The 14,351-nt window shown below is 64.4% G+C and carries 11 protein-coding genes; 9 read left to right on the top strand and 2 right to left on the bottom strand.

Features of this window, described 5'->3' with window-relative positions:
* The first annotated feature begins 265 nt into the window (after positions 1–265).
* Positions 266–1,987, top strand: coding sequence for a SulP family inorganic anion transporter (locus AYJ54_RS32770; protein WP_063705625.1), 1,722 nt, complete (start codon positions 266–268; stop codon positions 1,985–1,987).
* Positions 1,988–2,064: 77 nt separating this feature from the next.
* Here AYJ54_RS32770 and AYJ54_RS32765 read toward each other — a convergent pair whose 3' ends face one another.
* Positions 2,065–3,339, bottom strand: coding sequence for a serine hydrolase domain-containing protein (locus AYJ54_RS32765; RefSeq protein WP_063705623.1), 1,275 nt, complete (start codon positions 3,337–3,339; stop codon positions 2,065–2,067).
* A gap of 160 nt (positions 3,340–3,499) precedes the next feature.
* On the opposite strand from AYJ54_RS32765, the gene AYJ54_RS32760 reads away from it, so the two are divergent.
* From AYJ54_RS32760 to AYJ54_RS32745, 4 genes are all read left to right on the top strand, one after another.
* On the top strand, positions 3,500–4,417 hold the full coding sequence (locus AYJ54_RS32760; protein WP_063705622.1) for a dioxygenase family protein: 918 nt from the start codon (positions 3,500–3,502) through the stop codon (positions 4,415–4,417).
* A gap of 348 nt (positions 4,418–4,765) precedes the next feature.
* Complete coding sequence (locus AYJ54_RS32755) at positions 4,766–6,082, top strand: CmpA/NrtA family ABC transporter substrate-binding protein (RefSeq protein WP_063705620.1); 1,317 nt, start codon at positions 4,766–4,768, stop codon at positions 6,080–6,082.
* A gap of 60 nt (positions 6,083–6,142) precedes the next feature.
* Complete coding sequence (gene ntrB, locus AYJ54_RS32750) at positions 6,143–7,039, top strand: nitrate ABC transporter permease (protein WP_063705618.1); 897 nt, start codon at positions 6,143–6,145, stop codon at positions 7,037–7,039.
* Between the two features lie 13 nt (positions 7,040–7,052).
* Complete coding sequence (locus AYJ54_RS32745) at positions 7,053–7,847, top strand: ABC transporter ATP-binding protein (RefSeq protein ID WP_063705617.1); 795 nt, start codon at positions 7,053–7,055, stop codon at positions 7,845–7,847.
* A gap of 30 nt (positions 7,848–7,877) precedes the next feature.
* On the opposite strand, the gene AYJ54_RS50000 is transcribed toward AYJ54_RS32745, so the two are convergent.
* A complete protein-coding gene (locus AYJ54_RS50000; RefSeq protein WP_136624079.1) occupies positions 7,878–8,090 on the bottom strand; it encodes a hypothetical protein in 213 nt (70 codons plus the stop codon).
* Between the two features lie 96 nt (positions 8,091–8,186).
* Between AYJ54_RS50000 and AYJ54_RS32740 the strand changes: the two genes are divergently transcribed.
* The 4 genes from AYJ54_RS32740 to AYJ54_RS32725 all read left to right on the top strand — a co-directional run bounded on the left by AYJ54_RS32740 (position 8,187) and on the right by AYJ54_RS32725 (position 14,077).
* Positions 8,187–9,578 (top strand): MFS transporter, encoded by a 1,392-nt coding sequence (locus tag AYJ54_RS32740; protein ID WP_063705615.1) that lies wholly within the window; start codon positions 8,187–8,189, stop codon positions 9,576–9,578.
* 121 nt (positions 9,579–9,699) lie between these two features.
* Positions 9,700–10,128 carry a globin family protein gene (locus AYJ54_RS32735; protein ID WP_063705613.1) on the top strand — a complete coding sequence of 143 codons (429 nt, stop codon included), beginning with the start codon at positions 9,700–9,702 and terminating at the stop codon, positions 10,126–10,128.
* A 10-nt stretch (positions 10,129–10,138) separates the two neighbouring features.
* The gene (locus tag AYJ54_RS32730) at positions 10,139–11,356 is read left to right on the top strand and encodes an NAD(P)/FAD-dependent oxidoreductase (protein WP_082905961.1); all 1,218 of its coding nucleotides are present in this window, start codon (positions 10,139–10,141) and stop codon (positions 11,354–11,356) included.
* A 15-nt stretch (positions 11,357–11,371) separates the two neighbouring features.
* A complete protein-coding gene (locus tag AYJ54_RS32725) occupies positions 11,372–14,077 on the top strand; it encodes a nitrate reductase (protein WP_063705814.1) in 2,706 nt (901 codons plus the stop codon).
* The last annotated feature ends 274 nt before the right edge of the window (positions 14,078–14,351 follow it).

The raw sequence follows: 14,351 nt of genomic DNA, 5'->3' as shown, positions 1-14,351 counted from the left end.
CGGATACCCTTGCTCCGGCGCGGCGGCGCCGGAGGGCGGAGCATAGAGCAGCGCGGCGATTGTGCCACCCCGCATTTTGATCGCGCGGACGATGCACAAGTTGCAGTGCAAAAGCGCCAGCAGATTGCTCGATCGCTGCGCCATGCTTCAACATGTCAGCCGCATATCGCCCATAGTGGACCTATAGTGGATTCCAGTCCGCCAATCACGGCCAACTCGTGACGCTCGGCTGGCAAGCCCGATCCGGGTTTGGGAGTGACCGCCAATGAAGCATTGGATCCGCTGGCTGCCAGGGTTGGACACGCTCCGTCGATATGAGGCGGCGTGGCTTCCGCACGATATCTTCGCGGGGGTCGTCCTGGCGACCATGCTGGTTCCGGTTGGAATCGCCTACGCGGTGGCATCGGGCCTGCCTGGCATCTACGGTCTTTACGCAACGATCGTGCCGCTCCTGGTCTACGCGTTGTTCGGCCCAAGCCGCATACTCGTCCTGGGCCCGGACTCGGCTCTCGTGGGGATCATCCTCGGCGTTGTCACTCCGTTGGCCGGCGGCGATCCCCTGCGGGCCGCGACGCTCGCCGGCATGATGGCGATCGTTTCGGGGATCGTATGCATTCTGGCGGGTCTGGCGCGCCTGGGCTTTGTCACCGAGCTTCTCTCCAAGCCGATCCGCTGCGGCTATATGAACGGAATAGCGTTGACCGTCTTGATCAGCCAACTGCCGACGCTCCTCGGCTTCTCTATCAAGAGCGAAGGACCGTTGCGGAGCCTAGGGGCGATCGGCGGTGCAATCCTCGAAGGACGGACAAACTGGGTCGCGTTCGGGATCGGGCTCGCCACGTTGATCGTGATCCTGCTTCTCAAGAACAGCAAGCGGCTCCCGGGCATCCTGATCGCGGTTGTCGGGGCGACGGTCGTTGCCGGTGTGCTGGATCTTGGAGGAACTTATGGCTTGAAGGTCGTGGGTTCTCTTCCTCAGGGGCTGCCGGGTTTCGTCGTTCCCTGGATCAGCTACGGCGATCTGGTCCCGGTGCTGATCGGCGGTTGTGCCATCGCGCTGGTGTCGTTTGCCGATACCAGTGTGTTGTCACGTGCCTATGCCGCACGATTGGGAGCGCCGGTCGATCCCAACCAGGAACTGGTGGGGCTCGGCGCCGCCAATCTGGCGACCGGATTTTTTCAGGGGTTCTCGATCAGCAGCAGCAGCTCGCGTACACCCGTTGCGGAAGCCGCCGGCGCTCGGACCCAACTCACCAGCGTCGTCGGCGCGCTTGCCATCGCGGCGCTCCTGCTGGTCGCACCAAATCTCCTTCGGCATTTGCCCAGCCCGGCATTGGCCGCCGTGGTCATCGCCTCGGCGATCGGCTTGGTTGAGGTCGTCGACCTCAAGCGAATCTATCGCATTCAGCGCTGGGAATTCTGGTTGGCGATCGTCTGCTTTGTCGGCGTTGCAGTGCTCGGGGTGATTCCAGGAATAGGTCTGGCGATCGCAATCGCCATCGCTGAGTTTCTCTGGGACGGTTGGCGCCCTCACTCCGCCGTGTTGGGGCGCGCCGACGGCGTCAAAGGCTATCACGACATCACGAGATATCCGGATGCGCGACGTGTCCCCGGACTGGTCCTGTTTCGGTGGGACGCGCCGCTGTTCTTCGCCAACGCTGAATTCTTCAGGGAACGTGTCATGGATGCCGTGGCCGCATCGCCCACACCCGTACGCTGGCTGGTCGTTGCGGCTGAGCCGGTGACCAGTGTGGACGTCACGGCCTGCGACGTCGTTGCCGAACTGGATCAGGCGCTGCACGCGCAGGGTATCGAGCTGTGCTTTGCCGAGCTCAAGGATCCGGTAAAGGACAAGCTGAAAAGATTTGGCCTGTTCGCGCAGCTTGGCGAAAATTACTTCTTCCCAACCATCGGGGTCGCCGTTTCTCGTTATCTCGAAATCAACGACGTGAAGTGGGACGACTGGGAGGACCGAACCGAAGGCTAGGTCATTTGCCGGGTTTGGAGCGTGCGCGAAACGGCCTCGGCGCTGAAGCGCCAAGACCGGTTCCGTGAGCCATGGGGCTATAGATTGCTCTCGGTGATCGCGGCGTAGACCATGCTGCGCAGCTCGCGGCGGATCGGATAAGCGCTCGACGGCAGCACCTGCGTCATGAAGATCGTGACCAGCTCCTCTGCCGGATCGACCCAGAACGAGGTCGTGGCCGCGCCGCCCCAATTATATTCGCCGGGGCTGCCGGCGATCAGCGTCTCGGCCGGGCGCATGGTCACGGCGAAGCCGAGGCCGAAGCCGATGCCGTTGTAGGTCGCTTCGGAAAACAGCGAGCGCGACACCTCGGGCAGGTGGCGGTTGCCCGGAATGTGGTTGGTCGTCATCAGCGCCAGCGTCTTCGGCCCGATCAACCTGACGCCGCCGAGTTCGCCGCCGTTCAGGAGCGCGCGGCAGAAGGTGAGATAGTCGGCGACCGTCGAGCACAGTCCGCCGCCGCCGGAGATGAAGGAGGGCGGCGTCAGGAACGAGCTCGTCGCCGGATCGTCCTGGAGCGTCAGGCCCTGGCGGCGCTGGCCGGCATGGAAGGTCATGCCGCCACCAGGATCGGCGGAATAGCAGGCAGCGAAGCGATGCGCCTTGGAGGCCGGCACGTGGAAATCGGTGTCGGTCATGCCGAGCGGATCGAGGATGCGCTGTCTCAGGAACTGCTCGAAGGGAATTCCAGAGATCTTGCCGATGAGATAGCCGATCACGTCGGTGGCGACCGAGTAATTCCAGGAGTCGCCCGGCGAGAACTCAAGCGGGATTTTTGCCAGCCCCTCGATCATGGTCTGGAGCGTGCCGGACTTCTCCACCTCGCCGATCTTCTCGGCGCGGTAGGCGGCATCGACATTGGAGCGCTGCTGGAAGCCGTAGGTGAGGCCCGCGGTGTGGCGCAGCAGGTCGACGATCAGCATCGGCCGGGACGGCGGCCGGGTCAGGAAGGCCGGCGAGGTGCCGGCGACGAACACGCCGAGGTCCTTCCACTCCGGAATGTATTTGGCGACGGGCTCGTCGATCGCGACGAGGCCTTCCTCGACCAGCATCATGAAGGCTACGCTGGTGAGCGGCTTGGTCATGGAATAGATGCGGTAGATGGTGTCGTCCTTGACCGGCACCTTGCGCTCGACGTCGGCAAAGCCCTGGACCGAGCTGTGCGCGACCTTGCCGCGACGATAGACCAGCAGGTGCGTCCCCGGGAAACGGCCGGCATCGATGTACCGGTTCTTCAGATGCGCATCGACGCGGTCGAGCGCGGCCTTGGACATGCCGACGGATTCGGGCGAGGCGGGGGTGGGGGCGAGCATCAGTTCCTCCGGGCAGTTTTGTCAGACGTTGATAGCCGAAATGGCGGCCCCATTCCAAGCCGGTCGCGCTTAACGCGGCGGGGTCCGCTGGTGTAGGCTGTCTGCCGGAACGCCAGGGAGCCCGCCGGGGCTAACGAGAAAAAACGAGGGCAGACAGCCTATGACTCAGTTCAACGAGACCGAACTCACCGAAGCCGTCGTCAAAAGCTTCGACAACACGCCGAACCCGCGCGCGAAATTCCTGCTTCAGGAACTGGTGAAATCGCTGCACGATTACGTGAGCAAGACCGGTCTCACCTTCGAGGAATGGGAATACGCGGTCGACTTCCTGACCCGCACCGGTCAGAAATGCACCGACACGCGCCAGGAATTCATCCTCCTGTCCGACGTGCTCGGCGTCTCCATGCTGGTCGACGCCGTCAACCATCGCGACCGCGAGGGCGCCACCCAGACCACCGTGCTCGGTCCCTTCTATGTCGGCGAGCACAAGGTGACGGCGCACGGCACCGATATCTCGCCGCACAATCTGACCGGCGAGAAGATGTTCGTGCAAAGCCGCGTCACGGATCTTGACGGCAAGCCGCTCGTGGGCGTCCCCGTCGACGTCTGGCATGCGGATGACGACGGCTTCTACGATTCACAGAAGCCGAACTATGACGAGGTCGGCGCCTCGGCGCGGGCGCGCTTCGTCACCGATAGCGACGGCCGCTTCTTCTTCCGCACCATCCTGCCGTGCAGCTATCCGATCCCGACCGATGGCCCGGTCGGCGAGATGATCATGCAGACCAAGCGCCATCCGATGCGCCCGGCGCATGTGCATTTCCTGGTGAATGCAAAGGGTTTTGAGCCGCTGATCACCCACGTCTTCATCGGCGGCGACAAATATCTCGATTCCGACGTGGTGTTCGGGGTCAAGGACGACCTCGTCGCCAAGGTCGAGCCGCGTGACGATCCGGCGATGCCCGACGGCACCAGGGCCAACGGGCGCTGGCATCTGATGAGTTACGAATTCCACCTCAAGCCGGGCGGTGGCCAGGCCCCGAAACCGCTCGGAGTGAAGGTCGAGGAACACGCCTGACAACGGCAATCCGAGCTCCTGCCTAGTTTATGTGCGGCGCACAAGAATTGGGCTGGCCGCAAATTCCGCATGCGGAAATGCGACCTGCGACAACCTGTTCCACTGCTATAATCCATTGATATATATGTAGTATTCGCGCCGTTCGGCTTGGCACAAAGCTTGAATAGTTTGTGCCGACGCCATTGAAGCCGTCCCGCGAGACTTCTCATCCGAATTTGCCGACGCCACCGCGACGGGGGTCTCTCCCGTCATGCGTTCGCATGCGCCAACGGCGGCGTCACCGGACAAGTGGGCTCGTGTGCACTGACGCAATCATTTCCTGCAACGACGCAAAGGACGACACGACCCATGACCAAGCGCATTCGCCGGCCCTCGGAGGGTGGCCTGAGCCGCCGTCAATTGTTGGAGGCGACCGGCAGCACCGCCGCACTTCTCGCCGCCGCCAAGCTGAATTTCCCCGCCGGTGCGTTCGCGCAGGACGCAGGCCCCGAGGTCAAGGGTGCCAAGCTCGGCTTCATCGCGCTGAGCGACGCTGGTCCGCTGTTCGTCGCCAAGGATAAGGGCCTGTTCGCCAAACACGGCGTGCCTGACGTCGACGTGCAGAAGCAGGCCTCGTGGGGCACCACGCGCGACAATCTCGTGCTCGGTTCGGAAGGCAACGGCATCGACGGTGCGCATATCCTCACGCCGATGCCGTATCTGATCTCCGCCGGCAAAGTGACGCAGAACAACCAGCCGACGCCGATGTACATCCTGGCGCGGCTCAACCTCGATGCGCAGTGCATCTCGGTCGCCAAGGAATATGCCGAGCTCAAGATCGGCGTCGATTCAACGCCGCTCAAGACCGCGTTCGAGAAGAAGAAGGCCGAAGGCAAGTCGGCCAAGGTCGCGATGACCTTCCCGGGTGGTACGCACGATCTCTGGGTGCGGTATTGGCTCGCCGCCGGCGGCATCGATCCCGACAAGGACGTCGAGACCATCACCGTGCCGCCCCCGCAGATGGTGGCCAACATGAAGGTCGGCACCATGGACGCCTTCTGCGTCGGTGAGCCCTGGCCCGGACAGTTGGTTGACCAGGGCATCGGCTATACCGCCGTCAACACCGGCGAGATCTGGAGCAAGCATCCTGAAAAATCGCTCGGCATGCGCGCCGCGTTCGTCGACAAATATCCAAAGGCGACGAAAGCGATCCTGATGGCCGTGCTCGAAGCCCAGCAATGGGCCGACAAGATGGAGAACAAGGAAGAGCTCGCCACGATCATGGCGAAGCGGCAGTGGATCAACTGTCCGGTCGAGGACATCGCCGATCGCGCCAAGGGCAAGTTCGACTACGGCACCGGCAAGGTGGTCGAGAACTCGCCACACATCATGAAGTATTGGCGTGACCATGCCTCCTATCCGTTCCAGAGCCATGATCTCTGGTTCATGACGGAGGACATCCGCTGGGGCAAGTATGAGCCTGGCTTCGACAGCAAGGCGCTGATCGCCAAGGTCAACCGCGAGGACCTCTGGAAGGACGCGGCCAAGACACTGGGCGTCTCAGCCTCCGACATCCCGGCCTCCACCTCGCGCGGCAAGGAGACCTTCTTCGACGGCAAGGTGTTCGATCCCGAAAATCCGGCTGCCTATCTGAAGTCGCTCGCGATCAAGCGCGTCGAAGTCTGATGGAGCCTGCGGCCGCCGTCAGGCAGCCGCATCGTCTTGGGAAGCCGGAGAGAGATTGCGATGAACATGCCTGCCACGAAGATGGACATTGACACGGCGACGCCTGCAGGCGCCGCCGCGCCGGTCGTCGCGATGACGCCGAAGCGTCCGCCGCGTAGCGAGACTTACGCGCGGATGGCGAGGGAGACCGCCGTGCGCGTGATCCCGCCGCTGGTGGTGCTCGCGCTATTGATGCTTGTGTGGGAGCTCGTCTGCCGCCGCGCCGGCTCGACCCTGCCGCCGCCGTCGAAGGTGTTCAAGGACACCCACGAATTGATCTTCGATCCGTTCTTCGACCATGGCGGCATCGACAAGGGCCTGTTCTGGCATCTCTCCGCCAGTCTCCAGCGCGTCGCCTTCGGCTATTCGCTCTCCGCAATCGCCGGCATTGCGCTCGGCGTGCTGGTCGGGCAGTCGGTCTGGGCGATGCGCGGGCTCGATCCGCTGTTCCAGGTGCTGCGCACGATTCCGCCGCTCGCCTGGCTGCCGCTGTCGCTCGCGGCCTTCCGCGACGGCCAGCCGTCGGCGATCTTCGTCATCTTCATCACCTCGATCTGGCCGATCATCATCAACACCGCGGTCGGCATCCGCAACATCCCGCAGGACTATCGCAACGTCGCGGCGGTGGTGCAGCTCAATCCGCTCGAGTTCTTCGCCAAGATCATGATCCCGGCGGCCGCGCCCTACATCTTCACGGGGCTTCGCATCGGCATTGGCCTGTCGTGGCTCGCGATCGTCGCGGCCGAAATGCTGATCGGCGGCGTCGGCATCGGCTTCTTCATCTGGGACGCCTGGAACTCCTCGCACATCAGCGAGATCATCCTGGCGCTGTTCTATGTCGGCATCGTCGGCTTCGTGCTCGACCGCCTGATCGCGGGCCTCGGCAAGATCGTCACCCGCGGCACCGCGCAGAACTGAAGGAGAGGAGCATATGACCGCCTATCTGAAGCTCGACCACATCGACAAGACCTTCACCCGCGGCAATGCCACGACCGAGGTGCTGAAGGAGATCAACCTCACAATCGAGAAGGGCGAATACGTCTCGATCATCGGCCATTCCGGCTGCGGCAAGTCGACCCTGCTCAACATCATCGCGGGTCTGACCCGTGCCACCACCGGCGGCGTGCTGCTTGAGAACCGCGAGGTGAACTCGCCGGGGCCCGACCGCGCCGTGGTGTTCCAGAACCACAGCCTGTTGCCATGGCTCACCGTCTACGAGAACGTCAAGCTCGGCGTCGACAAGGTCTTCGCGAAAACCAAGACGCGGGCCGAGCGCGACGCCTGGGTCATGCACAATCTCAACCTCGTGCAGATGGCCCATGCCAAGGACAAGCGTCCCTCGGAGATCTCCGGTGGCATGAAGCAGCGCGTCGGCATTGCCCGTGCGCTCGCCATGGAGCCGAAGGTGTTGCTGCTCGACGAGCCCTTCGGCGCGCTCGACGCGTTGACGCGCGCGCATCTGCAGGATTCGGTGATGGCGCTGCATCAGAAGCTCGGCAACACCATCCTGATGATCACCCACGACGTCGACGAGGCCGTGCTGCTGTCCGACCGCATCGTGATGATGACCAACGGCCCGTCCGCGCGCATCGGCGAGGTCCTCGACGTGCCGCTCGCGCGTCCGCGCAACCGGCTCGAGCTCGCAACCAACGCCGCCTATCTGAAGTGCCGGCAGCGCGTGCTCGAATTCCTCTACGAGCGTCATCGCTTCGTTGAGGCCGCGTAAACCAAAGTTTAACGCGCGAAGTGCCTGCGCCTAAATAATCGACATCCCGCTCAATCCTTGTGCGGCGCACAAGGATTGAGCGAATCGCAAAATTAGCGTGCGAAACAGGCCTGCAAATATTTCGGGCAATGCGAATAACGCGCTGAAATCCCTGTATTTCCAGATAGCGCGCAGTTGGCACGGAAATTGAAGTGTCAATTTGTGACGCCAACGACGACGTCCCTCAACATCATCAATCAGCATCGTGAACTCGCCACCGGGGTGAAGCCTCGGAGCACGCCTCCATGGCTGGAGGCCGAGCCTGCAACGACGCAGCGGTGAGCCTAGAAGGGATTATCAATGACGACGAATCCGACTGGAAATCCGACGTGGATTTCAGACTGGCGCCCCGAAGACGAGGCGTTCTGGAATGCGACTGGCAAGACTATCGCGCGACGCAACCTGATCTGGTCGATCGTGGCCGAGCATATCGGCTTCTCGGTCTGGCTGATCTGGAGCATCGTCACCACCAAGCTGCCGCAAGCGGGCTTCCACTACACCACCGACCAGCTGTTTCAGCTCGTCGCCGTTCCCGGCCTGATCGGCGCGTTGATGCGCTTTCCCTATACCTTCGCGGTCACGACTTTCGGCGGCCGCAACTGGACCATCTTCAGCGCGGCGGTGCTGTTCATCCCGACGCTGTCGCTAGCCTATTTCGTGAGCCAGCCCGACACGCCGTTCTGGCTGATGCTGCTGGTCGCCTCGACCGCGGGCCTCGGCGGCGGCAACTTCGCCTCCAGCATGACCAACATCTCCTTCTTCTTCCCGGACCGGATGAAGGGATCGGCGCTCGGTCTGAACGCGGCCGGCGGCAATATCGGCGTCTCCAGCGTCCAGCTCCTGACCCCAATCCTGATGACGCTCGGCGTCATCAACCTGTTCCAGGCGACGCCCGTCGACGGCATCTTCCTGCAGAACGCCGGCCTGATGTGGGTGCTGCCGATCGCGATCGCGGTGTTCGGCGCCGTGTTCTTCATGAACAACCTCACCTCGGCCAAGTCGTCGGTGAAGAACCAGCTCGCGATCGTCAAGCGCAAGCACACCTGGATCATGGCGTACCTCTATATCGGCACGTTCGGATCCTTCATCGGCTACTCCGCGGCGTTTCCGCTGCTGATCAAGACGCAATTCCCGGCGATGACGATCTCGATCGCGTTCCTGGGGCCGCTGGTCGGCTCGCTGGCGCGACCCTTCGGCGGATGGCTCGCCGACAAGGTCGGCGGCTCCATCATCACCTTCTGGAATTTCATCGCGATGGCGGCGGCCACGATCGGCGTGCTCTACTTCGTCGGGAACAAGGATTTCATCGGCTTCCTGTCGATGTTCCTGATCCTGTTCGTGACGACCGGCATCGGCAACGGCTCGACCTACCGCATGATCCCCTCGATCTTCCGCGAGGAGAACCTGTTCAAGGTGCGCGGCAAAGGCGATGCGGCGCGCGCGCTTGCGCTGAAGACGGCGAGCATCGAGAGCGGTGCGGCGGTCGGCTTCATCGGCGCGATCGGCGCCGTCGGCGGCTACCTGATCCCGAGCGGCTTCGGCAAGTCGATCGCCATGACCGGCGGACCGCAGCTCGCGCTCGCGATCTATCTCGCCTTCTACGCCTCCTGTCTCGGGTTGACCTGGTGGTTCTACCTGCGTCGCGGCCCGCAGCGAGAAGGCGCGCCGAGCCTCGCCGAGGCGCGGGTCTGAGGTTGGTATGAATCTCGCTTCTCCCCGTACGCGGGGAGAAGCCCCACTGATGACGTTTGACCCATGAACTTTTTCCGCAACGGCGCGGACAAAGACAAACCGAAACAGGCAGAAGAACATCATGACACCCGAACAGATTACCCTCGTCCAGCAGAGCTTTTCCAAGGTTGCGCCGATTTCCGAAGCGGCCGCGGTGCTGTTCTACGATCGCCTGTTCGAGGTCGCGCCATCCGTGCGTGCGATGTTTCCCGAGGACATGACAGAGCAGCGCAAGAAGCTTATGGGCATGCTTGCCGCCGTGGTGAGCGGTTTGTCGAACCTGGACTCGATGCTTCCCGCGGCCTCCGTGCTCGCCAAGCGCCACGTCGCTTACGGCGCCAAGGCGGAACACTACCCCGTGGTCGGCGCGACCTTGCTGTGGACGCTGGAGAAAGGCCTCGGCGAGGCCTGGACGCCGGATGTCGCGAAGGCCTGGACCGACGCCTACGGCGTGCTGTCCGGCTTCATGATCTCGGAGGCCTACGGCGCGCAGGCGCAGGCCGCAGAATAGGAGATGTCTCGTGAGTGAACCGCTCGTCATCGTCGGTAACGGTATGGCGGCCGCGCGTCTGGTCGATGAGCTCGCCAAGACCGCGCTCGGCCGCTACGCCATCGCCGTGATCGGCGAGGAACCGCGGCTCGCTTACAACCGTGTGCTGCTCTCATCGGTGCTTGCCGGCGAGACCGGTTCGCACGAGATCGAGCTCAGGCCGGCCGACTGGTGGCGCAATCGCGGCGTCACGGTGCGTTACGGCTATCGCGTCACGGAGATCGACACCGGCCGCCGCGAGCTCAAGATCGCCGGCGAAGAGAGCATGGAATATTCAAAGCTCGTGCTCGCCACCGGCTCGACGCCGCTGCGGCTGAACGTGCCCGGCGCCGATCTTGCCGGCGTGCACACCTTTCGCGACAGCCGCGATGTCGATCTGCTGCTGACGCTGGCTGCGGGCAGGAAGCGCGTCGTCGTGATCGGCGGCGGCCTGCTCGGCCTCGAGGCGGCCTATGGCCTCGCCAAGGCCGGGGCGCCGGTGACGCTCCTGCATCTGATGGACCGGCTGATGGAGCGCCAGCTCGATCTGCCCGCCGCCGACCTGCTCAAGACGTTGGTCGAGCGCAAGGGCGTCCGCGTCCTGCTCAACGCCTCGACCGCCCGCATCCATGGCGAGGGGCATGTCGAGGCCGTCGAGCTCGCCGACGGCAGCCGCATCGAGGCCGACGCCGTGATTTTCGCGGCCGGCATCAGGCCCAACATCGCGCTGGCCAAGGAGGCGGGCATCGCGGTGAACCGCGGCATCGTCGTCAACGACGTGATGCAGACCGCTTCGTCCGACATTTTCGCACTCGGCGAATGCGCCGAGCATCGCGGCATCTGCTACGGCCTGGTCGAGCCGGCCTATGAGCAGGCGCGGGTGCTGGCGCGACATCTCGCCGATCGGCCTGCCGCCTATCAGGGCAGCGTGGTCTCGACCAATCTGAAGGTGTCTGGCGTCAGCGTGTTCTCCGCCGGCGACTTCATCGGCGGCGAGGGCAGCGAGAGCCTCGTGCTCTCTGACGTGAAGCGCGGCACCTACAAGAAGCTTGTGATCGCCGACGGCCGGCTGACCGGCGCCGTGCTGATCGGCGATACCGTCGATGCGCTCTGGTATCTCGAGCTGATCCGTACGTGCGAGAAGATCGCGGCCATCCGCACCGACATGATGTTCGGCCGCGCGGTCGCGCGTCCCTCCAAAGCGGCTTGATAAGGCGGCCTGATGATGACGGCGATCGATCCGACGCTCCGCACCACACGAACGACCTGCCCCTATTGTGGCGTCGGCTGCGGCGTGCTGGCGACGCCCGACGGCAGCGGCGGCGCGGCGATCGCGGGCGACCCCGAGCATCCCGCCAATTTCGGCCGGTTGTGTTCTAAAGGCTCCGCGCTCGGCGAGACCATCGGGCTCGAAAGCCGGCTGCTCTATCCGATGATCCGCTGCAAGGGCGTGCTCGAACGCGTCGCCTGGAGCGACGCGCTCGATCATGTCGCCCACCGCATGCAGCACATCGTCGCGCGCGACGGCGCGGACGCGGTCGCGTTCTATCTTTCCGGACAGCTCCTGACCGAGGACTATTACGTCGCCAACAAGCTGATGAAGGGGTTTGTCGGCACGGCGAATGTCGACACCAATTCGCGGCTCTGCATGTCGTCGTCCGTCGCCGGCCATCGCCGCGCCTTCGGCGCCGACACCGTGCCCGGCTGTTACGAGGATCTCGACCAGGCCGATCTCCTGGTGTTTGTCGGCTCGAATGCCGCCTGGTGCCACCCGGTGCTGTTCCAGCGCATGCTCAGGAACAGGCAGGAGCGCGGCGCGCGCATGATCGTGATCGACCCGCGCCGCACCGATACCGCGAGCGACGTCGATCTGTTCCTGGGCCTGAAGCCCGGCACCGACGCCGCGCTGTTCTCCGGCCTGTTCGTCCATCTCGCCGACAGCGGCGCGCTGGATGCGGATTACATCGCGCAGAACACGAGCGGCTTCGACGACGCGCTGGCACGCGCGCGAGGCATCGCCGGCAGCGTCACCGCGACCGCGCTCGCGACCGGCCTGTCCGAACAGGACGTCGCGACCTTCTTCCAGATGTTCCGCGACACGCCGCGTGTCGTGACGCTCTATTCGCAGGGCGTCAACCAGTCGGCGCAGGGCACCGACAAGGTCAACGCCATCCTCAACTGCCATCTCGCCACGGGTCGCATCGGCAAGGTGGGCGCCTCGCCGTTTTCGCTCACCGGCCAGCCCAACGCGATGGGGGGCCGCGAGGTCGGCGGGCTCGCCAACCAGCTCGCCGCGCATATGAACTTCACGCCGCCCGACATCGACCGCGTGCGGCGGTTCTGGACGGCGCCGCGCATCGCCACCCATGAGGGCTTGAAGGCGGTGCAGCTGTTCGAGGCCATCAACCGCGGCGAGGTCAAGGCGTTGTGGGTGATGGGCACCAATCCCGCAGTGTCGCTTCCCGGCGCCGATGTCGTGCGCGAAGCGCTGAAGAAGCTCGAGCTGTTCGTGGTCTCCGAGAACGTGCTGTCCAATGACACGGTCGAGGCCGGCCCTCACGTGCTGCTGCCCGCGCTCGCCTGGGGCGAGAAGTCGGGCACGGTGACCAATTCCGAGCGGCGCATCTCGCGCCAGCGCTCCTTCCTGCCGGCGCCCGGCGAGGCCCGGCCCGATTGGTGGATCCTGAGCGAGGTTGCCAAGCGCCTCGGCTTCGGCGACAGCTTCAGCTACAAATCGGCAGCCGACATCTTCCGCGAGCACGCCGCGCTCTCGGCCTTCGAGAACGATGGCAGCCGCGATTTCGACATCGGCGCGCTGAAATCGCTCTCCGACGAGGACTTCAATGCGCTCACGCCCGTGCAATGGCCGGCGCGCGAAGGCCAGGCTCCCGGCGAGCGCTTCTTCGCGCGCGGCGGCTTCTTCACCAATGACGGCAAGGGCCGCTTCGTCGCGCCCGAGGTGCCGTTGCTGCGCGGCGAGACCAGCCCGTCGCGCCCGCTACGGCTCAACACCGGACGCATCCGCGACCAGTGGCACACCATGACGCGTACGGGCCTCAGCCAGCGGCTGGGCGCGCACCTGCCCGAGCCGTTCGTCGAGATCCATCCCGACGACGCCGGCAAATACGGTATCGTCCATGACGGCTTCGCCCGCATCAGCACCGATTACGGCCAGTGCATCCTGAAGACCGTCGTCAGCGAGCGCCAGCAGCGCGGCACCTTGTTCGCGCCGATCCACTGGAGCGCGATGAACGCCTCGCACGGCCGCGTCGGCGCGCTGGTGCAGTCGTTCAGCGATCCGTTCTCGGGCCAGCCGGAATCGAAGGCCACGCCGGCCGCGATCGCGCCGTACGAATACGTCTTCCGCGGCTTCGTCCTCTCGCGCAGGCAGCTCGAGCTGCCACCGCATCTGTGGTGGACGCGTGTGACGGTTGCCGGCGGCTTCGGCTATCTGTTCGCCGACAATGCCGATCTTGCGCGCTGGCCGGCCTGGCTCGACGGCGTCGCCGGCGAGGATGTCGCCGAGTATTGTGACTTCGGCGGCGGCGTCTATCGTGCGGCCTCGTTCGCGGGCGAGCGGATCGAGACCTGCCTGTTCGTCGGCCCGGCGCATGATGCCGGCGACTGGGAAGTGGTGAAGAGCGTGTTCGCTGCAGCCAGCGTCACCGACGAGCAGCGCCGCCTGCTCCTATCCGGGAAGTCCACCGAGGGCGTCGCCTCGACCGGACCCGTGGTCTGCGCCTGCTTCGGCGTCGGCCGCGGCACGATCTGCGATACGATTGCGGCAGGCGCGCGCACGGCGGCCGAGATCGGCGCAAAGCTCAAGGCCGGCACCAATTGCGGCTCCTGCATCCCGGAGTTGAAGCGGTTGATCGCGGCCACGGAAAGCGCTCCCGCGAAGCAAGCGAAGCTCGCGGGCGCAGCGAGTTAGGCGCGCCTCCTTCCCATCGTCATTGCGAGCCAAGGGTACGCGCGAAGCGCGGTCCGATGACAGGCTCCGCGAAGCAATCCAGAGCCCCATCGCGGTGATAGTCTGGATTGCCTCGCTGCGCTCGCAATGACGGTGTTGATACGGTTGTACACTGTCTCCACAGCGTCGTCCCGGCGCAGGCCGGGACCCATACCGCGGAATCTCTCGATTGTGCGCGGTCGGACTACCGAGCGACGAGTCGCCGCCAAACTCCTCCCTGTGGTTATGGTTCCCG

This window comes from Bradyrhizobium centrolobii, from assembly GCF_001641635.1.
Lineage (GTDB): Bacteria > Pseudomonadota > Alphaproteobacteria > Rhizobiales > Xanthobacteraceae > Bradyrhizobium > Bradyrhizobium centrolobii.
Note: the sequence above shows the minus strand (reverse complement) of the source record. Positions and strands in the feature narration are given on the sequence as shown.